A 26,302-nucleotide genomic window follows, 5' to 3' on the forward strand; every position below is an offset into this window, starting at 1 on the left:
GAACTCCTCTGAAATTCCTAAGCCGTCAAACGAGTGCTCTGGCCGGACCCAGAGGTCGCGTCGCGATACCAGTACTCGAGCGTCAGTACGTGCCACAGATGCTTGGAGAAGTCCTGCTGCCCGGCCGCGTCCTCGGCGACCATCCGCTTCAGTGCGTCGCGGCGCAGGATCCCGGAACGGACGAGTTCGCCGTCGTTGACCACCTCGCGCACCAGCGGCGCCAGGTCCCGGCTCATCCAGGCCCGCAGCGGGGCGCTGAACAGGCCCTTGGGCCGGTACACGATCTCCCGGGGCAGGATCGAGGTGGCTGCCTCCTTCAGGACCGCCTTGCCCTGCCGTCCGGCGATCTTGCGGTCGCCGGGGATGGCGAACGCCGCCTTGACCACCTCGATGTCCACGTACGGCGTCCGTACCTCGGTCGAGGCGGCCATGCTGGAGCGGTCCGTGTACGTGAGGTTCAGACCCGGCAGGAACATCCGGGCGTCGGTCAGGCACATGCGGTTGACGAAGTCGTCGAGGTCGTTGTCCTGGTAGACGTCCCTGTGTTCGGTCAGTACGTCGTCGACCGTGCCGGCCAGGTCCGGATCGAGCAGGGCGAGCAGCTCGTCCTGGTCGTACATGGTGTAGCTGCGCCGGAAGGCGGTCTCCTCCGGCAGGTCGGCGAAGGACAGGAACCGCTTGGCGAAGCGCACCGACCTGAACCCCCGGCGGGAGGTGGCGACCGGCAGCCGGTCCACGGCCGCGGACACCCCGCGCCGCAGGGGCCGCGGGACGCGCTGGTAGCGCAGCGCGATCAGGTTGGCCAGGTGCTTGCGGTACCCGGCGAACAGCTCGTCGGCGCCCATTCCGGAGAGCATCACCTTGACCCCGGCCTCGCGGGCGGCCGTGCAGATCAGGAACGTGTTGATCGCGGCGGGGTCGCCGATCGGCTCGTCCAGGCTGTACGTCATCTGCGGCAGCAGGTCGAGCACGTTCGGGGCGATCTCGATCTCGTGCAGGTCGACGCCGAACCGCGCGGCCACCTGCCGGGCGTAGCGCAGGTCGTCGGGCATCGCCTCGAACTTGGCGTCCTCGGCGCGGAACCCGATCGTGTAGGCGGAGATGCCGGGCTGGTGACGGGCCGCCAGAGCGGTCAGGTAGCTGGAGTCGAGGCCGCCGGAGAGGAAGGTGGCCACGGGTACGTCGGACAGCAGGTGGCGCCGTGTCGACTCCTCGATGACGGCGGCCAGGTCGGGCTGCTCGCCGGCCCGGGCCCGCTCCCGGCCCTCGGCGGCGACCTCCTTCAGGTCCCAGAACCGGCCGCGCTCCACCCGGCCGTCGGGGCGGCACCGCAGCCAGCTGCCCGGCGGCAGCTTCTCCGCCTCACGGAAGGCACACCGCGAGTCCGGCACCCAGTAATAGAGGAGGGAGGCCACCAGCGCCGCGTGGTCCACCTCCAGCTTGCCGCCGGTGGCGGCCGCGAGAGCCTTCAGCTCGGAGGCGAACACCAGGCCGTCGCCGCGCCGCAGCAGGAACAGCGGCTTGATGCCCAACTGGTCGCGGACCAGGACCAGTTCACCGGTGCGCTCGTCGAAGATCCCGAACGCGAACATGCCGCGCAGCCGGGGCAGGCAGTCCGTGCCCCAGCGCCTCCAGGCCTCGAGGAGGACCTCGGTGTCGGAGGTTCCGCGGAAGCGCACCCCGGCCGCCTCCAGTTCGGCGCGCAGCTCGGGCGCGTTGTACAGCTCGCCGTTGTAGGTCAGGGCGAGGCCGTCCGAGACCATCGGCTGGGCGCCGGTCTCGGTCAGGTCGATGATGGAGAGGCGGCGGTGCCCGAGGTGCACCTCGCCGTCACCGACGGGGTGGCCGTAGCGGCCTGCTCCGTCCGGGCCGCGGTGGGCGAGGGTCTCGGTGAGCCGGTCGGTCACGACCTTTCCGTCCGGCCAGCGATAGGTGCCTGCGATGCCACACATGTGCTACCGCCCGTCCTGGTCGTTGCCGGGGATGTGTGCGGCCCAGATCGGCTGCCGCTCCGTCCGCGGCTGGTTGGTGCCGTTCTGCCGGGCCGGCCGCTCGGCACGGCCGCGCAGCGCGGTGTGCAGTCCGTCCCACAGGGTGCCGTCGGTGCGGTCGCGCGGATCGGGGTCGATCAGCACCACACCGATCACCGGGATGCGCTGGTCCGCGAGCTGCCGTGCCACGGTGTGCAGCCAGGCGGCGCTGCCGTGTCCGGCCCGCACGACGAGCACGGTCTGGGTGCCGAGGTGGCGCAGGTCGGTCCACGCCGTGCCGGGCGCCACCGAGCCGACGCCGATGCGGCGCTCCGAAGGCGACAGGCTCGCGGCACGCTCGCCGCTGACCACAGGCGGATCTCCCGGCTTCTTACGGCCTTCGAGCTGTCCGCCGGGCAGAGCGTCGACGACGGTCACCGGACCCTGTGCCGCCAGGGCCCTGGCCAGATCCAGGGCGATCACGCTCGTGCTGCGTGCGCAGCCCAGTTCCAGCAGCGACACCGGTTCCGTGGAGTCGCCCGTGGTGCGGGCCAGGGTCGCGGTGAGCCGTTCGCGGGTGACCCGGGTGCGGCGGCGCCGCCACAGCTTGCCCGAGCGGCGGGGCAGCTCCGCGATGACCGAGGCGCCCAGGTTCGCGGCGATGTCCCGGCGCAGTACGGGGCGGTCCGCCACCACCGTGCCGACCGCGGCCAGCGCAAGGCCGAGGACGAGCCCGAGGATCCCGCCGACGGCGGCGTCGGTGACCAGGGCCTTGGGCAGGGAGTGGCGCACCGCGCGCGGTGCGTCCACGATCTGCGTGCCGGCGATGACCTGGGGCGTGCCGGTGCGGGCGTCCGCGGCGCGCTGGTCGAAGTCGGAGATGCGCGCGTTGAGTTCGGCCCGGCGGGCGAAGAGCGTCTCGATGCCCGCCGACGCCTTCGGGTCGCTGTCCGGGGACCGGTTTCCTATCTGCTTGTTGACCTGGGCGAGTTCGACGCGCATGCGGTCACGCTGGTCCAGCAGGGCCTTGGCCTGGGCCTGCGCGGTGTCCTTCATCCGCCGTACATGGTCCGCGATGAACGAGTCGGCGAGCGCCTTGGCGCGGGCCACCGCTTGCGCGTCGCTGTCGCCGGTCACGGTGATCTGCAGCAGGTTGTTGGTCAGACCGGCGCCCTGGTAGTCCTTCATGAAGTCCTCGGGCTTCTCCGGGGACTTGAGGGCCTGCAGGGCCTTGTCGGCGATCTGGGTGGTCTGCAGCAGCTGGACGTCGGTGCGGATCAGCGTTCCGGTGTCGTTCGGCTGGTCCTCCGCGTGCGCGACCAGCACCTTGGTCACCGCGGTCGGCGGCGGCGGCATCAGGACCGCCACTGCGGCGCCGGCCAGCAGGCCGAGCAGCGCCATGGCCGTCCACAGGCGACGGCGCCTGCGCACCGCCACCACCAGCGCCTGCAGGTCGATGAGCGGAGTGGCAGCCGACGACTCCGGGGTCGTGCTTGTCGTCACGCCGAACCTCCTGTTGCGTGGCCGCGCACCGCGAGCGCCAGCGTGGCGTCGTCCGGAAGCGGGCCGGCCGACCTCGTGGGACGGGCCTGGACCAGGTCGGCGACGACGATGCCGACGACCTCGTGCCTGCCGTCCGCGCAGGCCTCCGCGATGCCTGCGAGCTCTTCGGCGGTCCAGCTGTCCGCGCTGAGGACCACCACGGCGCCGGACTCGTTCTCGCGGTCCGGCACCACCGGCCGGTTCACCGAAACCTCCACCATCCGCAGCATCGGGCCGCTCCTGGCCTCGGCGACGAGCTGTCCTGCGGCGCGGCGGGCGATGTCGTCGCCTTCCGGTACGACGACCAACAGCCGCTGGGCGGAGGGCAGTCGCTCCTTCAGCCGGGCGCACACCCGCCGGTAGCGGAGGCGTCGGCCGGCCTCGTCGCCGGACTTCTGCGGGGCCGGCAGGTCCCACGGGGTGTCGAGGCCGAGGAAGCGGCGGACACGGGCTCGTGAGCCCCCGACTTCCGGCCGGCGTGCGCGCCGTTCACCGGCCACGTCGACGGTGCCGAGGAGTGTCGAGCCCAGTGCCGCGGCGATCTCCGGTTCGGTGCGCAGCCTGCGGTTCATCCGTGCGGCGACGAGATGGCCGACGACCGCGAGCAGGAAGAACAGCAGCGCTCCGCCGACGATGAGCTGGATCCTCGTCGGCGCGGCCTCGCCGGTCGGCGGGGCGGCGGGCCCCATGACGACCATGCCTGCCTTGTTGGTCGCCGGGTTGGCCTCGTCCACCTTCTTCATGGCCCCCTCCAGCGAGGTGCGCAGGTTCTCGAGCTCGGTGCGGGCCTGCACGCTCTCCACGGTCTGTCCGGGGTTGGCCGCCTTGGCCAGGTCGCTGATGCGGCGGCTGGTCTCCTCGACCTGCTTGCGCAGCGTGTCGTTCGCCGTGGTGGTTGCGGAGTCCGTGCCGCTGCCCGCGATCTGCGCGGTGTACTGCACGAATTGCTGAGCCACCTGGTCGGCGAGCTGCTGAGCGCGCTTGGGGGTGTCGGCCGTACCCGCGATGGTGATGATGTTCCCGTCCGCGGCCTTGGCACTGACCTGCTTCCGCAGGTCGGTGGTGCTCACGCCGGACCAGTGCAGCGCGTCGGCCGCGCGGTCGACGACCGCCGAACTGGTCGCGAGGTCCACCTGGGTGAGCAGCTCGCGCTCCTCCCACAGTCCCGGCAGCAGTACCGGTGCCGATGCCGTGTAGCGCGGGGGGAACACCACCACCGAGGCGCCGAAGCCGACCAGCGCACCCACGACGGCGAGGACGGCGAGCAGCCGCCAGCGCCGACTGAATATCCGCCCGATGGTGACCAGGCGTATCGTGTCCTCGCTCAACTGCGCTGCCTCTTCCCTGTCCGGACCGGCTCGACCGCCGACACCGGGGTGTGGTCACGGCAGGCGGCGGCATAGGCGGCGAGCAGCGACGCTTGTGAGTTCTCCCAGGCCAGCGGCCCGCTGATCCGCTCCTGGCCGATCTTGCCCATCCGGGCGCGCTTGTCCGGGTCGTCCATCAACTCCGCAACGAGCTCGGCGAACCGGGCCTCGTCGTTGGCGGGCGCGTAGACGGCGGCGTCACCGGCGGAGACGCGCGCCTCCTTCAGTTCGAAGGAGACGATCGGCCGGCCCATCGCCATGTACTCGAGGACCTTGTTCATGGTCGACACGTCGTTGAGCGGGTTGCGCGGGTCGGGAGACAGGCACACGTCCGCGGTGGACAGGTAGCGCACCAGGTCGGCGTCCGGAATGCGCCCGGTGAACTGCACCTGCTCGGTGAGGCCGAGCTTCTTGGACAGCTCGACCATGGCGTCGAAGGCGTCGCCGGAGCCGACGAACACCGCATGCCAGTCGGTACGCCCGAGCTCGTCACGCAGCTTCGCCAGGGCCCGCAGGGCGTAGTCGACGCCGTCCTGGGGGCCCATGACGCCCAGGTAGCACAGCAGATGAGGCTTGCCGCGCTTCAACTCCGGCTCGGGCGGCACCGGTTGGAACCGCTCGATCTGCGGCGCGCTGCGCACCACGAACACGTCCTCCGGGCGCTTACCGCCGCGGCGCATCGCCACCTCGCGGTAGCTCTCGTTCGTGGCGAGGACGATGTCCGCGGCCCGGTACGTGCGCCGTTCCAGCGCGCACACACCGCGGTAGAGCAGGTCCTTGCCGCGGTCGAAGCGGGACAGATACAGCTCGGGCACCAGGTCGTGCTGGTCGAAGACGAACCGCGCGCCGCGCCGCTTGAGCCACAGGGCCGGCAGGAACAGCAGGTCGGGCGGGTTGCAGGTGTGCACCACGTCGACCGGGCCGACCTTGCGGGCCAGCCGGGCCGTGTGCCACAGCGCCGATCCGTACTCCTTCAGATAGCCGGCCGGCCCTCCGGTGGCCGCGCGCAGCGGGTAGCGGTGGATGCGCACCCCGTCGATCACGGCCTCCGGCTCCGTGTCGCGCTTGGTGCCCTGCGGACAGATGACGTCCACCGTCCAGCCCGCGTCGCGCAGCGTCGTGCACTCCTGCCAGACCCGCCGGTCGAAGGGCACCGACAGGTTCTCGACCAGGATCAGGGCGCGTCGCCCCGACCCCTCATCGCTCATTGCATTACCAAGCAAGGCCCACGTACCCAGGTTCGGCCCGGCGCTCATCGGCGTCGGGAAGGTGGATGAGGTCGACGATCACCGGGGCGTTCCCGTGGGGCAGCACCGACAGCACGGACGGGTCCCTGGTGCCGACCAGGCACACCTCGGCATGGTCGAGCACCTCCTCGACGGACTCCGCGAGCAGCTGCGCGAGGTGCGGCAGCCGGTTCTCGATGTACTCGCGGTTCGCGCCGAGCAGCCGGGACAGGCTGACATTGGCGTCGTAGATCTTGAGGTCGTACCCCTTGCCGAAGAGACGCTCCGCCAGCTCGACGAGCGGGCTCTCGCGGAGGTCGTCGGTGCCGGGTTTGAAGGACAGTCCGAACATTCCCACCCGGCGCTTGCCGGTGCGCTCGACCAGGTCCACCGCGCGCTGGAGGTGGTCGGCGTTGGAGGGCAGCACATGGGAGAGGATGGGCACGGAGACGTCGGCCCGCTGTGCCGCGTGGACCAGGCTGCGCAGGTCCTTGGGCAGGCAGGAGCCGCCGAAGGCGAAGCCGGGTCGCAGATAGGCGGGGCTGATGTTCAGCTTGCGGTCGGCCAGGAACACGTCGATGACCTGGTGCGAGTCCACCCCGAGCGCCTGGCACACCGCGCCCAGCTCGTTCGCGAAGCCGATCTTCAGGCCGTGGAACGCGTTGTCCGCGTACTTGATCGCCTCGGCCACGGGGACCGGCACCCGGAACACCTCGCCGGGCAGGCCCTCGTACAGCGCCGTCACCGCGTCGCCGCTGGCCGGGTCGAGCTCGCCGATGACGGTCTTGGGCGGGTCGAAGAAGTCCCGCACGCTGGTGCCCTCGCGCAGGAACTCCGGGTTGACCGCGACCCCGACGTCCACGCCGACCGTGCCGCCGAGGTTCTTCTCCAGGATCGGCACCAGCAGGTTCAGGCAGGTGCCCGGGAGCATGGTGCTGCGGAAGACGACGGTGTGCCGCCCGCCGCGCTCGGCGAGCGCGGCGCCGATCTCCTCGGTGACCCGCTCCAAGTAGGTCGTGCACAGGCTGCCGTTGGGCTCCGACGGTGTGCCCACACAGATCAGCGAGATCTCGCTGTCCATGATGGCCTCGCGGACGTCGGCGGTGGCGCGCAGGGCGCCGGTGCGCACGACGTCGGCGATGAGCTCGCCGATCCGCTCCTCGACCACCGGGGCCTTGCCGTCGTTGACCAGGTCGACCTTCACCTGGTTGACGTCCACGCCGACGACCTCGTGGCCCATGCCGGCCAGGCACGCGGCCGATACGCAGCCCACGTAGCCGAGCCCGAAAACGCTGACTCTCATGACCCGTTCCTCCCCCCACACAGGCCCTTGTGGCCTGCGGTCCCCCCAGCAAGGCCCTTGTGGCCTGCCGTCCACATGTCGACCGGACGACGCCCCCCGCGCATCAGTAGGCCCCCTGCCCGTGCAGCACCGCACGCATCGTCTTCCACAAGATCACCGTGTCGAGGGCGAGCGACCAGTCCTCCACGTACCTGAGGTCGAGGCGGACCGCCTCCTCCCAGGGCAGGTCGCTGCGTCCGCTGATCTGCCACAGGCCGGTGAGGCCGGGCTTGACCAGCAGCCGCCGTCGGATGTCCGGGTCGTACGCGGCGCACTCCTCCGGCAGGGGCGGCCGTGGACCGACGAGCGACATCGATCCCGTCAGTACGTTGAACAGCTGCGGGAGTTCGTCGATCGAGTACCGGCGCAGCACTCCCCCCACCCGGGTCACCCTCGGATCGTGGCGGACCTTGAACAGCAGCCCTGCGCCCTCGTTCTGGTCGGCGAGTTCGGCACGTGCCCGGTGGGCGTCGACGACCATGGTGCGGAACTTGAGGATGGTGAACTCGCGGCCGTCCTTGCCGACCCTGCGCTGGCGGTAGAAGGCTCCGCCCCGGCTGTCCGCCAGCACGAGCAGCGCGACGAAGAGCATCAGCGGCGCGAACAGCAGCAGCAGGACCGCCGCACCGACCCGGTCGACGACCGCCTTGATGGCACGGCGGCCTCCGGTGAAGGCCGGCAGGCTGACCCGCAGCAGCGGGATACCGAGCACCGCGTCGACGTGCAGCCGAGGGCCGGCCACCTCCATCAGCACCGGCGCCACGACCATCTCGGCTTCGCTGCCTTCGAGGTTCCAGGCCAGCCGCTGCAGCCGGTCCGGCGTCCAGTGCGGGTCGGGTGTGACGGCGACGACGCGGTAGCCGTCGTGGTGGACGTGCTTGGCGACGTCCGTCAGCCGGCCGACGACCGGCACTCCGTCCAGCTGGTCGCCGTCGCGCCCGCGGCCGTCCGGCGTGCACACGGCCTCGACGCGCCAGCCGATGTGCGGGAACTTGCGGGTCCGGCTGATCAGGTCGCGCACGGTGGCCGGGCTTCCGGCGGCGAGCACCGGTCTCAGGCACCGGCCTTCCTTGCGCTGTTTGTGCAGCCAGAGGCGGAGCACATACCGCTCGGTCATGGTGACCAGCGCGATCGCGGGGATCGCGACGAAGATCCAGAGCTTGATGTTGCGCGAGGTGAGGGCTATCCCGCCGAGCGCCAGTACGACGGTCGCCGCGAACAGTGAGCGTCCGAGTCTTCGGAATTCCTCGGCGCCCTGGCCGAGCACGGCCGGAGCCCACGCCCGGCCGACCGCAAGCGCTGCCAGCACCAGCAGCCAGGTGCCGAAGGCGAGTATCCCCCACTTCTCGTGCCAGTTGGCCGCGTCCCGGGCCCCGAAGAAGTTGCCTATCGATGCCACCACCAAGGCGGTGGCCACGGTGTCGCTGGTGATCACGGTACGGCGGTACCGCTGTTCCCAGTCGTTCGCGAGCTGGCTCATCGCCTCTTTCGCCAGACGCCCGCGCGCCGACGAAAAAGGGTCGACTATTCCCCCCTGTCGCACAGAAACCCCCCGGTCCCCAGTGAAACGACGTGTTCGCCCAACACTGCTGCCCCTCCCCCACGGAAGGCCCCCGCCTCCCGCACGCTTCCTCCCCTTGGGAGGTCCCCGCCCCCGCGATGCGCTGTCCCTTCCCGAGAGAGGCCCCCGCCTCCCGCGCACGACATCACGGCTACTGCAACCGCACCTGAACAACTCGCCCCGGCCGCGGCACACTCACATGCCCGGCCAGACTCTCGAGCTGTACGGAAACCCGTCGACACCTCGGATGCTCCCCGCACCCGAAGCCCCCTTCGGGCCCCAAGAATTGATCACCCCCACGTCGGCGCCAGAGATGCGGCTACGTGCCCCTCTGCATCGCCGACCCATGGATCACCATTTGTCGCCTCGTGTCCCAGCATGCGAAGCAAGGTCAATCTAGACCATCGGAACCCGCCTGGAGAGGGGAACGTGTGGAATTTGTGCCCGAGATTTGAAGATGGCTCCAATGGATCGGTGCCCGCCTGTCGGTGCCAGTGGCGACGGAGGACGCGCCTGTGACCTGTGCTGCCGGGCGCGGAGGGGGTCTGCCCGGCGGGATCTCGTCGGTGAGCACGGGGCTGTGGTTGCGGGTGGGAGCGCTCGACGGCACACAGAAAGCGGAATCTCAGAGCTCTGTTCGAACAGCCAGACACCGAGGTCACACGGACGGCCCGCTCCGGACCATGGGGAAGTCAAGGGCCACTTTCGACAATCTGCGCGATGGGGTGCCGCGGAGCTCCGCGCGCACCCCTTCCAGGAGAACGACACCTCCCGCTGCCGGCCCGACGTCGGGGGTGGGGGGCTCGGTTACGTTATGGGGCACGAGGGCTCCTACCTCCAGCTGCGGCCGGTGACCGGCGGACTCGAATGGGCCGCCGAGTCGGCCAGTGTCCGACTCGCCAGGTGATTCCCCCTCACCAACCCCTGAGCCCCACCCCAACTTGGCTGGGATGGGGCTTAGTTGAGACTTGCCCCGGTGCACGCTGACATGGGCTAGGCTGACCACGATGGGTTGCCCTGCTTTCGCGCGGGGTTGTCCCATCCAGCCAACAGCCTTGCTTTCGCGCGGGGTTGCGGGTACGCATCAGGTGCACTGTCCTGGCGATGGACTTCGATCTATTTGCCGAGACGCAGGTCAGTTGCACTGATGTGTCACGGGGACAGTGGCAGGACCGAGAGTTGATGCGGGCCGAAATGCAGGCCCGACCGAGAACACTCGCGTCAGCGTCAGCGGGGGTGTCTCGACCCGAACCGTAGGGTTCGGATCGAGGCTGCCCGCGCACCCGATCCGACCTATGACAGGGAAGGTCAGGATCGGTGGACGGCACAGCCATCATCGTCATTCTCGCCGTCGCCGGCGTGGCTTCCGTGCTGCTCTTCGCTGTGAAGGGCTTGCTGGACCAGGTCCCGGATGTGATCAGGTCCGCCGGGAAGGCCCGCGACGAGTGGCGACGTTTCAAGACGCCTGAACTGCCGCCCTCGGCGGAGGATCAGGAGCCGCCCGCAGCCACCTAAGACCCGTTGCGGGGTCTCCCGCCTGTCGGGCGGGAGACCCCGACGTACACCGGGACGGGGGGTGCGGCTCAGGTGCGGGCGACTCCTTCGGCTCGGAGTAGAAGCCCGTGACAGAGGTGCGAAGCCGGGAGACGGGGACCGGTTGCGGCAGGCGGAGCCTGGGGGCCGACTTCGCCATCTCGACGCCGGTCGATACCGGTTCCGGCATCAGTTCGGTCACCTTGACCACGTACGACTTGGCATCGTTCATACATCTTTGCCGTGCAGGCGGCCTGTACGACCTTGTCCGGTTCCAGAGGAACGGCGCGGCAGCCACGGTCAGATCTGGCTTCTCCTCATCCTGGACAAACGCTCAGGGGCGCGCCCGCCGGAGGTCCGTGCAGCCGAAGCCGGCGGGCCCGTGGCACGACGCCCCACAGCTCCTCCCGTTACGGCCCCCGAGAGCACTTCAGCGCGAGGGCGGCGATGTCGTCGTCGAGCCTTCCGCCGCTGTGCTGCAGCAGATCTCTGTGCAGCCGGTCGAGCATCTCGCGGGGCTGCTGCAGGCCTTGCCGCCGCATCCAGTCGGACAGCGGGAAGAACTGGCCCGTGTGGTCCCGGGTCTCCGATACGCCGTCCGTGTACAGCAGCAACCGGTCACCCGGGGCGATGGCGACGATGTCGACCCAGTAGCGGTCACCGACCAGCTCCGCGAGGTTGAGGGGCGGCGAGGGGGTGGTGGGCTCGAGGACCCGGACCTGCCCACGGTGAGCGATCAGCGGTGGGGGATGCCCGCAGTTGAGCAGTCGCATGTGGCCGCCGCCGTACGGGATCTCGGCGAGGAGAGCGGTGGCGAAGTGCTCCGACTGGTCCTGGACGGGAAACGCAGCGCTGTGGCGCGTGATGGTGGTCTCCAGCCGTTGGATGATGCCCTGCAGGTCGGGCTCGTCGTACGCGGCCTCCCTGAAGCAGCTGATCACCGCCGAGGCCGCCCCCACCGCGGCCATGCCCTTGCCGCGTACGTCGCCTATGAGCAGCCGGACCCCGTGCGGTGTACCGATCGCCTCGTAGAAGTCGCCGCCGACCCGGGCCTGCTCCTGGGCCGCCAGATACAGCGACTCGATCTCGACGTCCTCGATGCGGCGTGGCAGCGGGCGCAGCAGCACCTTCTGGACCGCGTCGGCGACGAGCCGGACCTGGAAGAGTATTTCCTCTCGCTGAAGCCGGACATGGCTCGCGTACGCGGCCGCCAAAGTGACCGCGATGATCGCGGCCGACGTGTACTGCGTCCCCAGATCGGTGTAGAAGAAGCTGAGAACGATCATGGTCAGCAGGCAGAACGCGCCCAACAGGATCGTGGGCAGCACGGGCCACATCGCGGCGGCAAGGGCGGGTGCGGCGGGCAGAAGGCGGCTGACGGCGATTTCCCTGGGTGTGGAGAACGCCAGGCCGGCGATGAGGACGGTCAGGATCACGGGCGACAGCCGGGCAGCTTCCCATCGGCCGCCGTAGGCAGGACGACGGCGCCACAGCCGCCCAAGCATGATCACAAAATGCATCATATCGACCTGAGCGGACATCGGGCGCGTGGAGGTCACGCACCGCACGCGAGCGATCGGGGGGCCCGGAGGACCGGCCCATACCGCGCATGACCACACAGACACCCGAAGTCAGCCGAGCAAGAGCAGGACAGGCAGGCCTGGCCACTGGGGATCACCGGTGTTAGAAAGGTCGCATGGCGAGTCGTTTCGCCCGTTTTCGGCGCCTCTCATCAAAGGGGCTGATCAGCAAGGGCACGCGAAGCGTGGCCGGGCAGGTGCTGGTTTTCCAGGTGGCCCTGGTGGTGCTGCTCGTAACCGCCGGCGTCTTTGCCCTTGTCCTGCAGTCGGAGCGGGACACCAGCGCCGAGGCCAAACGCCGCTCCACGGCCGTCGCGCAGACGTTCGCACACTCACCAGGCATCCTGGCGGCACTGCGGGCCCCGGAGCCGAGCAAAATCCTTCAGCCGCTCACCGAGGCGGCGCGCCGGGCCGCCGGCGTCGACTTCATCGTGGTCATGGACACCAAGGGCATCCGGTACACGCACCCCTTGCCGGACCGCATCGGAAAACGGTTCGTGGGCAAGATCGGGCCGTCGCTGGCGGGGAAGGTCTACGTGGAGAGCGTCAAGGGCCCGCTCGGTCGCGAGGTGCAGGCCACGGTCCCGATCAAGAACGCCGACAGCAACGTGGTGGCCCTCGTATCGGCCGGGATGAAGGTCAAGAACGTCGAAAGTCAGGTGGACCGCCAACTACCGATCATCCTGGGGGCAGGGGCCGGGGCGCTCGCGTTGTCCACCGGTGTGACGGTCCTGGTGGGCCGACGGCTGCGGCGGCAGACACACAGCCTGGCCCCGGACGAGATGACCTTGATGTACGAGCACCACGACACGGTGCTCCACTCCGTCAAGGAAGGGGTGCTGATCGTGGCTGCCGACGGGCGGCTGATGCTGGCGAACGACGAAGCCAGACGACTGCTGGAGCTGCCCCCGGACGTCGAGGGACGGCTTGTCCCGGATCTGCCGGGCCTCGATCCCGAGACGAAGGCGCTTCTCGCCTCCGGACACGAGGCCACTGACGAGGTGCACCTCGCCGGAGATCGGCTGCTCGCGGTCAACCAGCGGCCCACGGATCGCCAGGGCGGCCCCAAAGGGACGGTGGTGACGCTGCGCGACACCACCGAACTGCAGGCGGTGACCGGCAGGGCAGATGTGGCGCGGGAACGGCTCAGACTGCTGTACGACGCCGGACTCCACATCGGTACCACCCTGGACGTGATGCGCACCGCCGACGAGCTGGCGCGCGTCCCCGTTCCGCGCTTCGCGGACTTCGTCACTGTGGACCTGGCCGACGCCGTCCTGCACGGCGAGGAGCCGGCGCCCACGGCGAAGGACATGCGACGCGCTGCCGTGCGCGGCATCCGGGACGACCATCCGCTCTCCGAACAGGGGCGGCTTTTCGACTACCTTCCCTCCACGCCCCAGGCGCGCGGTTACGGCAGCGGCCGCTCCCAGCTGGTGAGCGATCTGCCGACGGCCACGGGCTGGCGCGTGCAGGACCCGGGGCGCGCCGAGGCGATCATCGGCTACGGCATCCGTTCCCTCATCAGCGCCCCCATCCAGGCCAGCGGCGTCGTGCTGGGCATGGCCAACTTCTGGCGCGCGCGACCACGTCAGCCCTTCGACGAGGAGGACCTGTCGCTGGCGGAGGAACTGGTGGCCCGTGCCGCGATAAGCATCGACAACGCCCGCCGCTACACCCGTGAGCACGCCCTGGCAGTCACCCTCCAACGCAGCCTGCTCCCCCAGGCCGTGCCCGAGCAGAACGCCCTCGACATCGCCTACCGCTACCTCCCCGCCCAGTCGGGCGTGGGCGGAGACTGGTTCGACGTCATTCCCCTGCCGGGGAGCCGGGTGGCACTGGCCGTGGGCGATGTGGTCGGCCACGGCCTCCACGCCGCCGCCACGATGGGTCGACTGCGGACCGCGGTGCACAACTTCTCCGCCCTCGATCTGCCGCCCGACGAGCTGCTGAGCCATCTGGACGACCTGGTCGGCCGCATCGACCAGAACGAGGCGGCCGAGAGTGCCGCAGGCCTCGTGGGTGCCACCTGCCTGTACGGGATCTACGACCCCGTGACGCGCAGCTACATCACGGCGCGTGCGGGTCATCTGGCACCCGCACTGGTCCAGCCCGACGGAACCGTCACCTTCCCGGACGTGCCGGCCGGCCCGCCCCTCGGCCTCGGCGGCATGCCGTTCCAGACCGCGGAGCTGTGCCTCGAGGAGGGAACCCAGCTCGTCCTGTACACCGACGGCCTCATCGAGGACCGCAGGCGCGACCTGGATCGGGGAATGGAACTGCTGCGCGATGCGCTGACGGGCCACCCCGGACGGCCGCCCGAGGAGACCTGCCAGGACGTGCTGGACAGCTTGCTCCCCGAGCGCCCCAAGGACGACGTCGCCCTGCTCGTCGCCCGCACGCGGGAACTGCCACCCGACTGGATCGCCGACTGGGATGTACCGCCGGACCCGGCGGCGGTAGCGGGGATGCGCGACGCCGTGTCCGAGAAGCTCGACGCCTGGGACCTGTCGGAACTCGGCTTCACCACCGAGCTCGTCCTGAGTGAGCTCGTCACCAACGCCATCCGCTATGGCGCCGAGCCGTTTCACGTACGGCTGATCCGCGACCGTACGCTGATCTGCGAGGTGTCCGACGGCAGCAGCACCTCACCGCACCTGCGGTACGCCGCGACCACGGACGAGGGCGGCCGGGGCCTGTTCCTGGTGTCGCAGATGGCTGAGCGCTGGGGCACCCGGTACACCCCGCAGGGCAAGGTGATCTGGGCCGAACAGGCTCTGCCCAAGGCCGTCCAGCAGCCCGTCCCGGCACCGGCCGACGTGGCGACGCCCCCTGGCGAGGAGGCGGCCGGCCCGGGAACCCCGACGTGAGGCGCCGGCGTGAGTTCCCGGCCATTTCTCCGACGGTTTGCGGTCAGAATATCCGGGAACCCGGATTCGGTTTGCGCCAGAAGGTCTTTGCGCCAAAAAGGTCCGGGGAGCAGAAAGCAGCCGCTCGTCGCACGTCTGTCATGCGGGGCGCTCTGCGTGTTTCGTAGCGGTGCGGTGTGCGGTGCGCGACCATACGGACGCCGACACACATCATCGGCATTGTGCGTGGAAACACGGAGACAGAAAGAAGGACGGACGTGTCAGGCAGCGAAAGCGAGAACCCAGTAATCCCCTCACCGACCCCCACGCCGACTCGGCCCAGGACAAACCGGGACTGGTGGCCGAATCAGCTGGACCTTCAGATTCTCCACCAGCACTCGTCCCTCTCCAATCCCATGGACGAGGACTTCGACTACGCGAAGGAGTTCGCGACCCTCGACGTGGACGCGCTGAAGCGGGACGTCTTCGAGGTGATGACGACGTCGCAGGACTGGTGGCCTGCCGACTACGGCCACTACGGGCCGCTCTTCATCCGGATGAGCTGGCACGCGGCGGGCACGTACCGGATCGCCGACGGCCGGGGCGGTGGCGGCAGCGGCGCTCAGCGCTTCGCCCCCCTCAACAGCTGGCCGGACAACGCGAGTCTCGACAAGGCGCGCCGTTTGCTCTGGCCGGTCAAGCAGAAGTACGGCCGGAAAATCTCCTGGGCCGACCTCCTGGTTTTCGCCGGCAACTGCGCGATGGAATCAATGGGTTTCAAGACGTTCGGGTTCGGCTTCGGGCGAGAGGATATCTGGGAACCCGAGGAAATCTTCTGGGGGCCCGAGGACACCTGGCTCGGAGATGAGCGTTACAGCGGCGACCGGGAACTCGCCACGCCTTTCGGTGCGGTGCAGATGGGACTGATCTACGTCAATCCGGAGGGGCCCAACGGCAACCCGGATCCGATCGCCGCCGCCCGGGACGTCCGCGAGACATTCGGGCGCATGGCGATGAACGACGAGGAGACGGTCGCACTCATCGTCGGCGGTCACACCTTCGGCAAGTGTCATGGTGCCGTCGATCCCGCGTACATCGGTCCGGAACCCGAGGCCTGCCCCGTCGAGCAGCAAGGCCTCGGCTGGCGGAACACGTACGGCAGCGGCAAGGGCGCCGACGCGCTCACCAGTGGGCTCGAGGGCGCATGGACCACCGAGCCGACGAGGTGGGACAACGGGTATCTGGACAACCTGTTCCGGTACGACTGGGAGCTGACGACGAGCCCCGCCGGTGCCAAACAGTGGACTCCCACGGACCCTTCGGCCAAGGACACGGTGCCCGACGCTCACGATCCGTCGAAGAGGCACGCTCCCATGATGCTGACGACGGACCTCGCGCTGAAGCTGGATCCGGTCTACGGCCCGATCGCGAAGAGCTTCCACGAGAACCCGGACAAGCTCGCGGAGGCGTTCGCCAAAGCGTGGTACAAGCTGCTGCACCGCGACATGGGACCCGTCGCGCGCTACCTCGGCCCGTGGGTTCCCGAGCCGCAACTGTGGCAGGATCCCGTCCCCGAGGTCGATCACGAACTCGTCACAGACGAGGACATCGCCACACTCAAGAGCAGGATCGTCGCCTCGGGACTGTCCATCTCCCAGCTGGTCACCACCGCTTGGGCGGCGGCGGCGAGCTTCCGCGGCACCGACAAGCGTGGCGGGGCCAACGGGGCACGGCTTCGGCTCGCACCGCAGCGGGACTGGGAGGTCAACCACCTGCCCGAGGTGGCCGAGACATTGCAGAAGCTGGAGCAGATCCAGCAGGACTTCAACCTCTCGCATGCCGGCGGAACGAAGGTCTCGCTCGCCGACCTGATCGTCCTGGGCGGGTGCGCGGCCGTCGAGCAGGCCGCGAAGAACGCCGGGTACGACATCACGGTCCCGTTCGCACCGGGGCGCACGGACGCCTCGCAGGAACAGACCGACGTGGAGTCGTTCGCCGTGCTCGAACCCAGGGCCGACGGATTCCGCAACTACCTCCGGACGGGAGAGAAGTTGTCGCCGGAGACCCTCCTGCTGGACCGCGCCAGCCTCCTGACGCTGACCGCTCCCGAGATGACGGTGCTGATCGGCGGCATGCGGGTCCTGAACACCGGCTTCAAGCGATCCCCGCACGGCGTCTTCACGCACCGGCCGGAGACACTGACCAACGACTTCTTCGTCAACCTGCTCGACATGGGCACTCAGTGGCAGACATCGACTTCGGACGAGAACGTGTACGAAGGCCGGGACCGCGGCACGGGCGAGCTCAAGTGGACCGCCACCGCGGTCGACCTCATCCTCGGTTCGAACTCCCAGCTTCGGGCCGTCTCGGAGGTCTACGCGTGCCAGGACGCGGGAGAGAAGTTCGTGCGTGACTTCGTTGCCGCGTGGGACAAGGTGATGAACCTCGATCGGTTCGACCTCTCCTGACCCGATGTCCTGGTCGGGCGATGACGCGGAGAGCACAGAGCCCCCGCGACGCTCCCACGGTGGGCACGCGCACTCCAGCGGCAGAACGCGTGCCCGCCGCCAGGCTGACGCCGGGCAGCTCGGCGTCGGCGAACTCGGCGAGCTGCCGGTCGAGTTCCTGGATCTCGACGAACACGTCGAGGATTTCGCGGTGGCGCGGGTTCTCGGACCTGCTCTCAGCCGCCGCTCCGTGAGCCGTCATGGTGGTTCGACGCATAGCCGGGCCCCGAACTATGTCGTCCCACCACATGTGCCCCTGACCTGCGCCTTCCTACGGTGTGCCAACACGTACCCGTCCCCACCGCACGCGAGGAAGTGGCGCACATGGCCTTCGCAACGACCGCTCCACCACCAGCCGGCAACCTCAAGCGCATCGTCGCCGCCAGCCTCATCGGCACCACCATCGAGTGGTACGACTTCTTCCTCTACGGTTCCGCCGCCGCGCTCGTCTTCAACAAGCTGTTCTTCCCGGACTCGGACCCCCTGGTCGGCACACTTCTGTCCTTCCTGACGTACGCCGTCGGGTTCGCCGCCCGTCCGTTGGGTGCGCTCGTCTTCGGCCACTACGGCGACCGGATCGGGCGCAAGAAGCTGCTGGTGCTGAGTCTGCTGCTGATGGGCGGGGCGACGTTCGCGATCGGTTTGCTGCCGACGCACGCGACGGTCGGCGCAGCCGCGCCCGTGCTGCTGACAACTCTGCGTCTGATTCAGGGCTTTGCGCTGGGCGGTGAGTGGGGCGGGGCCGTGTTGCTGGTGTCCGAGCACGGGGACGCCCGGCGGCGTGGCTTCTGGGCCTCGTGGCCGCAGACCGGCGCGCCGGCGGGGCAGTTGCTGGCCACCGGTGTGCTGTCCCTGCTGACGGCCCTGCTCTCGGACGACGCCTTCGGGACCTGGGGCTGGCGGATCCCGTTCCTCCTCTCCGGAGTCCTGGTGATCGTCGGTTTGTGGATTCGTCTGTCTGTCGATGAATCGCCGGTGTTCCAGCAGGCGTTGGCACAGGCCGAGGCCCGCAAGGCCGACCGGAACGCGGAGGCGGAGAAGCTGCCGCTGGTGTCCGTGCTGCGCCACCACTGGCGGGACGTGCTGGTCGCGATGGGCGCGCGCATGGCGGAGAACATCAGCTACTACGTCATCACCGCGTTCATCCTCGTCTACGCCACCACCTCGGCCGGCGTCTCCAAGCAGACCGCGCTCAACGCCGTACTGATCGCGTCGGCCGTGCACTTCGCGGTCATCCCGGCGTGGGGCGCACTGTCGGACCGGGTCGGACGGCGTCCGGTGTATCTGCTGGGCGCGGTCGGCGTCGGGCTGTGGATGTTCCCGTTCTTCTCCCTCATCGACACCGGTGGCTTCGGCAACCTGATCCTCGCGGTCACCGTGGGTCTGGTGCTGCACGGTGCGATGTACGCACCCCAAGCCGCCTTCTTCTCCGAGATGTTCGCGACCCGGATGCGCTACTCGGGCGCCTCGATCGGCGCCCAGTTCGCCTCGGTCGCGGCGGGCGCCCCGGCACCCCTGATCGCCACCGCACTGCTGGAGGACTACGACAGCTCCACCCCGATCGCCCTGTACGTCATCGCCGCGGCCCTGCTGACGGTCCTCGCGGTGGGTCTCGCCAAGGAGACCCGTCAGCGGGACCTGGCGGATGTCGAACCGTCCGCGGGCACGGAGCCTGCGACTGCCCCGGCGGCGGACGCACGCACCGTGTGACCCGTCGTCAGTCCGCCCCCGTACGCCTCGCGTACGGGGGTCAGTGCTGTGCGCGCGCCGACAACCGGTGCAGCCGCAGCGCGAGTTGGATCTCCAGGGCGCGGGCAGGGTCCTGCCAGTCGTCGCCCAGGAGGCGGGCGACGCGGTCCAGGCGCTGCGCCACCGTGTTGACGTGGACGTGCAGTTCGGACTTGGTGCGGGCCGGGCTCATGCCGCAGGTGAAGTAGGCGTCGAGGGTGTGCACCAGGTCGGTGCCGCGTCGTTCGTCATAGGCGACGACCTGGCCGATCGTGCGGTCCACGAAGCCGGCGATGTCGCGGTCCCCGGCCAGCAGCAGGCCGAGGAAGCCGAAGTCCTCGGCTGCGGCCCCGTCGCCGGAGCGGCCCAGCAAACGCAGGGCGTCCAGGCAGCGTCGGCCCTCGGCGTAGGCGGCTGCCGCGGTGTCGGGGTGGGCGGCGAGGTCCTGGACGGGGGCGGAGGCGCCGACGGTGACCGCCTCGTGGACCGCCGTGCCCAGTTGGCGGGCGGTACGGCGAGCCAGGTCGGTGGCGGTGTCGCCGGGGGCCAGCGGCAGCAGCAGGACGGTGCCGCCGTCGCGGGCGGCGGCCAGCCCGTGCCGGGTCGCGGCGAGGTGCGAGGCGGCGGACCACAGGCGGCGACGGGCGTCGGCCTCCGTGTCGGCGTCGGGGGCGGTGCCGTCGAGTCGGGCGGCGAGTACGACGTGGGTGGCGTCGAGGTCGGCGTGCAGCCGGGAAGCGCGCTCACGCAGCAGGCGTGGGTCGCGGTCGCGGGCGTCGAGGAGGTCGTCCAACAGCTCGCCGCGCACGCGCTGTTCGGCCTCGGCTGCCGAGCGTCTGGCGAGCAGCAGCAGTGAGGTGACCATCGCCGCGCGTTCCAGGGTGCGTTGGTCGACGGGGTCGAGGCCGGGGTGGCCGCGCAGGACGAGCGCACCGAGCAGTTCGCCACCCGCGGCCACGGCGGCGATCCAGTCATCCTCGTGCCGTACGGCGTGCCCCTCGGCCCGGGATGCCTCGAGAGGCGCCGCCGGGGCGTCACTCGCCTCGGTGAACTCGACTGTACCGTCGAGGACTTGGGAGACGGCCGCGGCCACGTCGTGGACCCCGCCGCCGCGCAGCACCAGCTCCGCGAGCCGGTCGTGGACGTCGGAGGCGCGTTCGATGACGGCGCTGCGGTCGCGGATGATCTCGTTGGCGCGCTCCAGGCCGGCCAGGGCCGAGCGGGTCTCGGTGAGGAGGTTGGCGGTGTCGATGGCGGCCGCTGCCAGTGCCGCGAACGAGCCGAGCAGCGCGATCTGTTCACGTTCGAAGACCCGGGCGCGCCGGTCGGCCGCGAAGAGGACACCGATGACGTGGTGGCCCAGCATCAGGGGCACGCCGAGGATGGCGACCAGGCCCTCGTCGCGCACACCGTTGTCGATCGTGTTGGTGTGCTGGAAGCGGTCGTCCTTGAAGTAGTCGTCGGTGACGTACGGGCGGGCCGTCTGGGCCACGAGCCCGCCGAGCCCCTCCCCCATGCCGAGCCGCAGCTGCTGGAAGCGGGCGGCCACGGAACCCTCGGTCACCCGCATGTAGGTGTCGCCGCGCTCCGGGTCGTTCAGGCTGAGGTAGGCGACGTCGGTGCCGAGCAGGGAGCGGGCGCGCTGCACGATCGCCTGCAGTACGGCGTCCAGGTCCCGTAGGCCCGCGAGGTCGTGGGCGGTCTCGAAGAGTGCGGACAGCTCGGCCTCGCGGCGGCGGCGCCCCTCCAGTTCCGCGCGCACCCGCAGCGCGAGCAGCTTGGCGTGCTCGAGCGCGTCGATCGCCTCGGCGGGCCGTCCCTCGGCGCGCGCCAGCAGCACCGGCTGCTCGTAGGCGTCGGCGGACGCGCCTCTGGCCAGCAGCTGAAGGAACGGCGTCTCGGCGCCGGTGAGGGCACCAGCTGCGCCTTCGGCGTCGGTGCGCTCGGCGGACTGCACGTGATCGCGGGGCATGCCCACAGGATTGCTCATTGCGAGGCCGCCTGGTCAGCCCTGTGGACAACTTGCCGATGCACTGCTGCCTGCCCAGGTCAGTGCGCGGTCCAGCCGCCGTCGAGGACGAGCGAGGTGCCGGTCACGAAGGAGGCCTGGGGGCTGCACAGGTAGGCCACGGCCTCGGCGACCTCCTCCGGTTCGATGAGCCGTTTGACGGCGCTGTCCTGCAGCAGCACCTCCGCCAGGACGCGTTCCGCGGGGATGCCGTGCGCCTGCGCCTGGTCGGCGAGCTGCTTCTCGACCAGGGGGGTGCGCACATAGGCGGGGTTCACACAGTTCGAGGTGACGCCGTGGGGTGCGCCTTCGAGGGCGGTGGTCTTGGACAGTCCCTCCAGACCGTGTTTGGCGGCCACATAGGCCGACTTGTAGGCCGAGGCCCGCAGTCCGTGGACGGAGGACACGTTGACGACACGGCCCCACCCCTGGCCGTACATATGGGGCAGCGCTCCGCGGATGAGGCGGAAGGGTGCTTCCAGCATCACGGTGAGCACGGTGTGGAAGACCTCGGGCGGGAACTCCTCGATGGGACGCACCAGCTGCAGCCCGGCGTTGTTGACGAGCACGTCGGTGCCCGCGGCCGCGAGTTCGGCGGCGTCGAGGTCGGTGAGGTCGAGGACGTGTGCTTCGACCGTGCCCGCGAGGCCCCGGGCCTGCTCGGCCAACGTGTCCAGGCCCTCGGCGTCCCGGTCGACCGCTCTGACCTTGGCCCCGGCGGCCGCGAGGCGCAGCACACATGCGCGGCCGATGCCGCCGGCGGCGCCGGTGACGAGGGCGGTGCGGCCGCCGAGGTCGAGGGAGGGGGCGTGGGGGGCCGGGAGGGCGCTGGGCGGGGTCATGTCTCGACCCTAGGCAGCAGCCCCGCCTTCCCACATGTGCTCATCACCCATACTTCACTCGGAACTCATGGGCTCGAACCATGTGGGTTCGTCGGACAGGGCTTGCTTGATCCGGAAGTAGTGGTAGTCGGTCATGGCCGGCAGCTCGTCCAGCGGGAACCAGCCGACCGCCAAGGACTCGTCGTCGTTGACCCGGGCCTCGCCGTCGATGGCGCGGCAGCGGAAGCAGAGGTCCATGAACTGGCAGATGTCGCCGTTGGGGTAGGTGACCTGCCGTCCGGTCCGGACGCTGACCAGCCGCTCGACGGCGACCCGGACGCCGGTCTCCTCCTCCACCTCCCGCGCGAGTGCGGCGGCAGGCTGCTCACCGGGCTCCGGGATACCGGAGATCAGCGCCCACCGGTGGTTGTCCGCACGCTGCCCGAGCAGGACTCTGCCCTCGTCGTCGAAGACGACGGCGCTCACGCCGGGAAGCCAGAGCAACTGGTGGCCTGCGGAGGCCCGGATCTCGCGGATGAAGTCAGGAGTAGGCATGACACCGACCCTAAGGGGCCGGTGTCCCGGTCCCGGCGCACCTCATGGGGCGTGCGCCGGGCGTACGGCTACACATTCCGGGCGCGCCGCCCGCGCAGACCGGCACCGATCGCCCAGCCGAGGCCGCCAGCGGCGACCAGCACGAGGGCGATCTCCGGCAGGATGCCCACTCGCGTGGCGGGCGTCTCCGAGGAGCGCAGCGGCACCTTCTGCACCAGGTGGGCGTGGACGAACATGCCGGTCTTCTGGGTGATCCTCCCGTCCGGCATGATGACCGCGCTGACGCCGCTGGTGACCGGCACGGTGACGGTCCGGCTGTGTTCGACGGCGCGCACGCGCGACATGGCGAGCTGCTGGTAGGTCATCTCGCTGCGGTCGAAGGTGGCGTTGTTGCTCGGCACGGAGATCAGCTGCGCCCCGTCGGTGACCTCGGAGCGTACGGCCCAGTCGAAGGCGGCCTCGTAGCAGGTGACCAGGCCGACCTTGGCGTGGTCCATGCTGAACACGCCCGGCTTGGTGCCGCGGCTGAAGTCCTGGCGGACCATCGAGGTCCAGTTGCTGTTGATCGCGCCGATCAGGGAGCGCAGCGGCAGGTACTCGCCGAACGGCTGGATCTGCCGCTTGTCGTAGCTGTCGGTGGGGCCCTTCTTCGGGTCCCACAGGAGTTGCTCGTTCCAGAGCTTGCCGTCCCGCTCGACCACACCGCCGACCGAGATGGGCACACCGATCGCCTTGGCCGCGCTGTCGATGACGGCGTACGCGTCGGCGTTGGCGAAGGGGTCGACGTCGGAGGAGTTCTCCGGCCACAGCACGAAGTCGGGCTTGGGCGTCTTGCCCGCCTTGACCTCGGCGGCCAGGCGCATCGTCTCGCGCGCGTGGTTGTCGAGCACGGCACGCCGCTGGGCGTTGAACTCCAGTCCGGAGCGCGGCACATTGCCCTGGATGAGGGCGACGGTCGCATAGCCGTCCTCGGCCTTGTCGCTGACCAGCGAGCGGGCGGCGACCGCGCCGACCACCGGGACGGCCACGCTCAGCAGGGCGACGGCCGCGGCCGACCGCTGGACGTCACGAGTGCGCCGCACATCCAGGGCGAGGCGTACGACCTCGTAGAGGCCGAAGCCGCACAGGACGACCGCGAAGCCGAGGACCGGGGTGCCGCCGAGCGCCGCCAGCGGCAGGAAGACGCCGTCGGCCTGACCGAATGCGATCTTGCCCCAGGGGAAGCCGTTGAACGGCACGCGCGCGCGTGCCGCCTCGCCGGCTATCCATAGGGCTGCCGCCCACACCGGCCACGCGGGCAGCTTGGACACCACGGCGACACCCGCGCCGACCAGCGCGACGAAGATCGCCTCGATCGCCACCAGAGCCAGCCAGGGCACCGGGCCGACCTCCACGCCGGTCCACACCAGCAGCGGCAGCAGGAAGCCGAGGCCGAAGAGGTAGCCGAGGCCCAGGCCCGCCTTCCAGGTGCGGCCGCGCAGCACCCAGCCGAAGACGGCGAAGGCCGGAACGGCCAGCCACCACAGGGTGCGGGGCGGGAAACTGACGTAGAGCAGCACTCCGGAGAGCGCCGCGGCGAGGGCCGGAACGAAGCGTACGAGGCGCGCCGGGCGCGATGCGGGCGCGCTCTGCGGCTGCAACTGGTCCGACTCGTCCACGGAGGTTGCGGTGACGGTCACTCCGGGAGTGTACGGCGCGTGACTTCGACGCGGACAGCGCGGTCCAGGGGGCGGCACGGGGCGCCGGTCCGCGCGGGAGCCGTATCGTTCCTGCGCAACTCGGTCCAACTCATCCACAAAACGTCCATCAGCGGTTACGGTGTGCCCAGCCACAGTCGCGCGGCCGGTCACGGCCTCGGCGGCCTGGGTCGTTCGAGGTCGGGGGGCTTCGGTCCGGTTCGGGGGGCGGGGTGGGTTCCACAGGGATGACGTCTGAAGCCGGTCCGGGGGAGGTCGGCGAGAGACGAAACGTTTCCGACGCGGTGGGTGTGGTGGTGCTCGGGGCGTGCGCCACCTGGTCGCTGGTCACGGCGACCGTGCATGACGGCCGCCCGGAGGGTGTGCTGCTCGCGGTGCTGGCCGTGGCGGCCGGTTATGCCGCGGGGCGGATCTGCGGGGCGTTGCTGCCGGTGGCTGCGCCGTGTGCCGGGGCGCTGGCCGGGCTGGGCCTGGCGGTCGCCGTGCCGCACCTCGCCCCGGGGCCGCAGATCGTGACGCCGCTCGGACACGCCGGTGCCACTGCCGCTCTGCTGACCTTGTGCGTGGGTGCTGCGTGCTGCGCGGCCTGGGCCGCCGACTCGCCGGGCGGGCGGTTCCTCATGGGCTCGCTGGCGGCCGGCATCACCGTGACCGCGGCCTTCCTGGGCTCGATCAGCGGTTTCGTCATCTGCAGCGCCGTGTTGCTGTGCTCGCTGGCGGCCGGCCGAATGCACAGCCGTGGTGCGGGCATCACCGGACTCGCCCTGACCGCGGCCCTGGTCACCGGTCTGACCTGGGCCGTCGCGGGAAATTCGCTGCCCGCGGGACTGATCACGTCCCTGGACGGCCCGCTCACCGAGCACCGTGTCCAGCTGTGGCAGGACGCCCTGCACATGGCGCACCGCAACCCGGCCCTGGGCGTGGGCCCGGAGCGTTTCGGTGAACTGAGCACGACGGCGAGCGGGACCCTGCTCTCCGACGGCAAGCCGCACTCGGCGCTGCTCCAGCAGGCGTCGGAACAGGGCGTCGTCGGGGTGGTCCTGCTGGGGGCGTCCTTCTGCTGGGTGCTGCATGGGCTGTGGCGCTCTTCGCGGCCCACGCCGGTGGTACTCACTGCCGGAGCGGCCCTGACGGGACTCGCGACGATCGCCACGGTCGGCAACGCGCTCAGCTTCACCGCCGTGTCGGTCGGCGCGGGCCTCCTCGCGGGCCTGGCCACGGCCAGGCCGCTGACCGACGGGTCACCTCAGCGGCAGGTGGCCGTACGAGCGCGCCGTGACCGGCTCACACCGTGACGGGGCTGCTCAGTGCAGTGCGCCGGTCGTGCCCGGACGCAGCCGGTCCTTGATGACCCGTACTGCGGTCTCGGCGTTGTCCACGGTGACCGTGAACGTGTGGCCGTCCCACAGCCGCAGGACGACACCCTCGCCGCGCCGCACGACGACCGCGGTGCCCTTCTCGGGACGCCAGCGGTAGCCCCAGCCGCCCCAGTGGCGCGGGTTGACGTGCTCGGCGAACTCGGCGCCCGCGACATGGGAGAGCGGAATGCGGCGGCGCGGCACGCCGATGTGGCCGCAGCGCACCTCGAGACACTCCGTGTCGAGTTTCAGATCGACGTGCAGGAACGCGAGCGTGCCGAAGAGGACCAGCAGCCCGGCGGCGATGCAGCCGACGACGGCCATGACGAGCGGGGCGATGCCCGACGTCCAGGCGGAGTCGACGGCCAGCTCGATACCGAGCGCCATGACGGCCGCGCCGGCCAGCGCCGGCAGCCACTGGACCCGCTTGGTGGCGTGCCCGGTCCAGACGTCGGGGTGCTTGGCCTTCTCGCCGTGGGGGTGGTCCCTCATGGCTACGAGGTTACTCAGGTTTCGCTGCGCGGGCACCGAGTCGCGGAGTGTGACCATGCCGACGTTGCCGATCGCGGACCACAGGCGTCCGTTTCGCGGCTTTCGGTCACCGTGCGGGAGTGACCGCCTGCAGGAGCCTGCCCTCCTCGTACGCCGGGGCAGGCGC

At 70.2% G+C, this 26,302-nt stretch carries 17 protein-coding genes; 5 read left to right on the forward strand and 12 right to left on the reverse strand.

Annotated elements, in window-relative coordinates; translation table 11 throughout:
• Nucleotides 1-17 precede the first annotated feature (17 nt).
• The 6 genes from asnB to ACFY1E_RS10320 all read right to left on the reverse strand — a co-directional run bounded on the left by asnB (nucleotide 18) and on the right by ACFY1E_RS10320 (nucleotide 8,990).
• Nucleotides 18-1,952, reverse strand: a complete 1,935-nt coding sequence (gene asnB, locus ACFY1E_RS10295; RefSeq protein ID WP_389073684.1) for an asparagine synthase (glutamine-hydrolyzing) — start codon at nucleotides 1,950-1,952, stop codon at nucleotides 18-20.
• Nucleotides 1,953-1,955: 3 nt separating this feature from the next.
• Entirely contained in the window at nucleotides 1,956-3,473 is a 1,518-nt protein-coding gene (locus ACFY1E_RS10300) for a Wzz/FepE/Etk N-terminal domain-containing protein (RefSeq protein ID WP_389073686.1), read from the reverse strand.
• Nucleotides 3,470-4,840, reverse strand: coding sequence for a polysaccharide biosynthesis protein (locus tag ACFY1E_RS10305; protein WP_389073689.1), 1,371 nt, complete (start codon nucleotides 4,838-4,840; stop codon nucleotides 3,470-3,472). The genes ACFY1E_RS10300 and ACFY1E_RS10305 overlap by 4 nt, the downstream gene beginning before the upstream one ends.
• On the reverse strand, nucleotides 4,837-6,087 hold the full coding sequence (locus tag ACFY1E_RS10310) for a glycosyltransferase family 4 protein (RefSeq protein ID WP_389073692.1): 1,251 nt from the start codon (nucleotides 6,085-6,087) through the stop codon (nucleotides 4,837-4,839). The genes ACFY1E_RS10305 and ACFY1E_RS10310 overlap by 4 nt, the downstream gene beginning before the upstream one ends.
• A gap of 4 nt (nucleotides 6,088-6,091) precedes the next feature.
• Nucleotides 6,092-7,408, reverse strand: a complete 1,317-nt coding sequence (locus ACFY1E_RS10315) for a nucleotide sugar dehydrogenase (protein ID WP_389073694.1) — start codon at nucleotides 7,406-7,408, stop codon at nucleotides 6,092-6,094.
• A 103-nt stretch (nucleotides 7,409-7,511) separates the two neighbouring features.
• On the reverse strand, nucleotides 7,512-8,990 hold the full coding sequence (locus ACFY1E_RS10320) for a sugar transferase (protein ID WP_389073696.1): 1,479 nt from the start codon (nucleotides 8,988-8,990) through the stop codon (nucleotides 7,512-7,514).
• Between the two features lie 1,335 nt (nucleotides 8,991-10,325).
• Between ACFY1E_RS10320 and ACFY1E_RS10325 the strand changes: the two genes are divergently transcribed.
• The gene (locus ACFY1E_RS10325) at nucleotides 10,326-10,523 is read left to right on the forward strand and encodes a hypothetical protein (RefSeq protein WP_389073698.1); all 198 of its coding nucleotides are present in this window, start codon (nucleotides 10,326-10,328) and stop codon (nucleotides 10,521-10,523) included.
• 428 nt (nucleotides 10,524-10,951) lie between these two features.
• On the opposite strand, the gene ACFY1E_RS10330 is transcribed toward ACFY1E_RS10325, so the two are convergent.
• Nucleotides 10,952-12,046, reverse strand: coding sequence for a PP2C family protein-serine/threonine phosphatase (locus tag ACFY1E_RS10330; RefSeq protein ID WP_389074879.1), 1,095 nt, complete (start codon nucleotides 12,044-12,046; stop codon nucleotides 10,952-10,954).
• Nucleotides 12,047-12,237: 191 nt separating this feature from the next.
• Between ACFY1E_RS10330 and ACFY1E_RS10335 the strand changes: the two genes are divergently transcribed.
• The 3 genes from ACFY1E_RS10335 to ACFY1E_RS10345 all read left to right on the forward strand — a co-directional run bounded on the left by ACFY1E_RS10335 (nucleotide 12,238) and on the right by ACFY1E_RS10345 (nucleotide 19,187).
• Nucleotides 12,238-14,991, forward strand: coding sequence for a SpoIIE family protein phosphatase (locus tag ACFY1E_RS10335; protein ID WP_389073701.1), 2,754 nt, complete (start codon nucleotides 12,238-12,240; stop codon nucleotides 14,989-14,991).
• A 257-nt stretch (nucleotides 14,992-15,248) separates the two neighbouring features.
• On the forward strand, nucleotides 15,249-17,438 hold the full coding sequence (gene katG / locus ACFY1E_RS10340; protein ID WP_389073703.1) for a catalase/peroxidase HPI: 2,190 nt from the start codon (nucleotides 15,249-15,251) through the stop codon (nucleotides 17,436-17,438).
• Nucleotides 17,439-17,801: 363 nt separating this feature from the next.
• The gene (locus ACFY1E_RS10345; RefSeq protein ID WP_389073705.1) at nucleotides 17,802-19,187 is read left to right on the forward strand and encodes an MFS transporter; all 1,386 of its coding nucleotides are present in this window, start codon (nucleotides 17,802-17,804) and stop codon (nucleotides 19,185-19,187) included.
• A 40-nt stretch (nucleotides 19,188-19,227) separates the two neighbouring features.
• Here the strand turns inward: ACFY1E_RS10345 and ACFY1E_RS10350 are convergent, their stop codons facing one another.
• The 4 genes from ACFY1E_RS10350 to lnt all read right to left on the reverse strand — a co-directional run bounded on the left by ACFY1E_RS10350 (nucleotide 19,228) and on the right by lnt (nucleotide 24,268).
• Complete coding sequence (locus tag ACFY1E_RS10350) at nucleotides 19,228-21,177, reverse strand: helix-turn-helix domain-containing protein (protein WP_389073708.1); 1,950 nt, start codon at nucleotides 21,175-21,177, stop codon at nucleotides 19,228-19,230.
• A gap of 77 nt (nucleotides 21,178-21,254) precedes the next feature.
• Nucleotides 21,255-22,055, reverse strand: a complete 801-nt coding sequence (locus ACFY1E_RS10355) for a 3-hydroxybutyrate dehydrogenase (RefSeq protein ID WP_389073710.1) — start codon at nucleotides 22,053-22,055, stop codon at nucleotides 21,255-21,257.
• A gap of 54 nt (nucleotides 22,056-22,109) precedes the next feature.
• Nucleotides 22,110-22,589 carry an NUDIX domain-containing protein gene (locus ACFY1E_RS10360; RefSeq protein ID WP_389073713.1) on the reverse strand — a complete coding sequence of 160 codons (480 nt, stop codon included), beginning with the start codon at nucleotides 22,587-22,589 and terminating at the stop codon, nucleotides 22,110-22,112.
• Nucleotides 22,590-22,657: 68 nt separating this feature from the next.
• The gene (lnt, locus tag ACFY1E_RS10365; protein WP_389073715.1) at nucleotides 22,658-24,268 is read right to left on the reverse strand and encodes an apolipoprotein N-acyltransferase; all 1,611 of its coding nucleotides are present in this window, start codon (nucleotides 24,266-24,268) and stop codon (nucleotides 22,658-22,660) included.
• Nucleotides 24,269-24,513: 245 nt separating this feature from the next.
• Here lnt and ACFY1E_RS10370 point away from each other — a divergent pair, with 245 nt between their 5' ends.
• Complete coding sequence (locus ACFY1E_RS10370) at nucleotides 24,514-25,581, forward strand: O-antigen ligase family protein (protein ID WP_389073718.1); 1,068 nt, start codon at nucleotides 24,514-24,516, stop codon at nucleotides 25,579-25,581.
• Nucleotides 25,582-25,590: 9 nt separating this feature from the next.
• On the opposite strand, the gene ACFY1E_RS10375 is transcribed toward ACFY1E_RS10370, so the two are convergent.
• On the reverse strand, nucleotides 25,591-26,136 hold the full coding sequence (locus tag ACFY1E_RS10375; RefSeq protein WP_389073720.1) for a hypothetical protein: 546 nt from the start codon (nucleotides 26,134-26,136) through the stop codon (nucleotides 25,591-25,593).
• Nucleotides 26,137-26,302 lie beyond the last annotated feature (166 nt).

Origin of the sequence: Streptomyces sp. NPDC001604 (genome assembly GCF_042893475.1) — a bacterium.
Classification (GTDB): Bacteria; Actinomycetota; Actinomycetes; order Streptomycetales; family Streptomycetaceae; genus Streptomyces.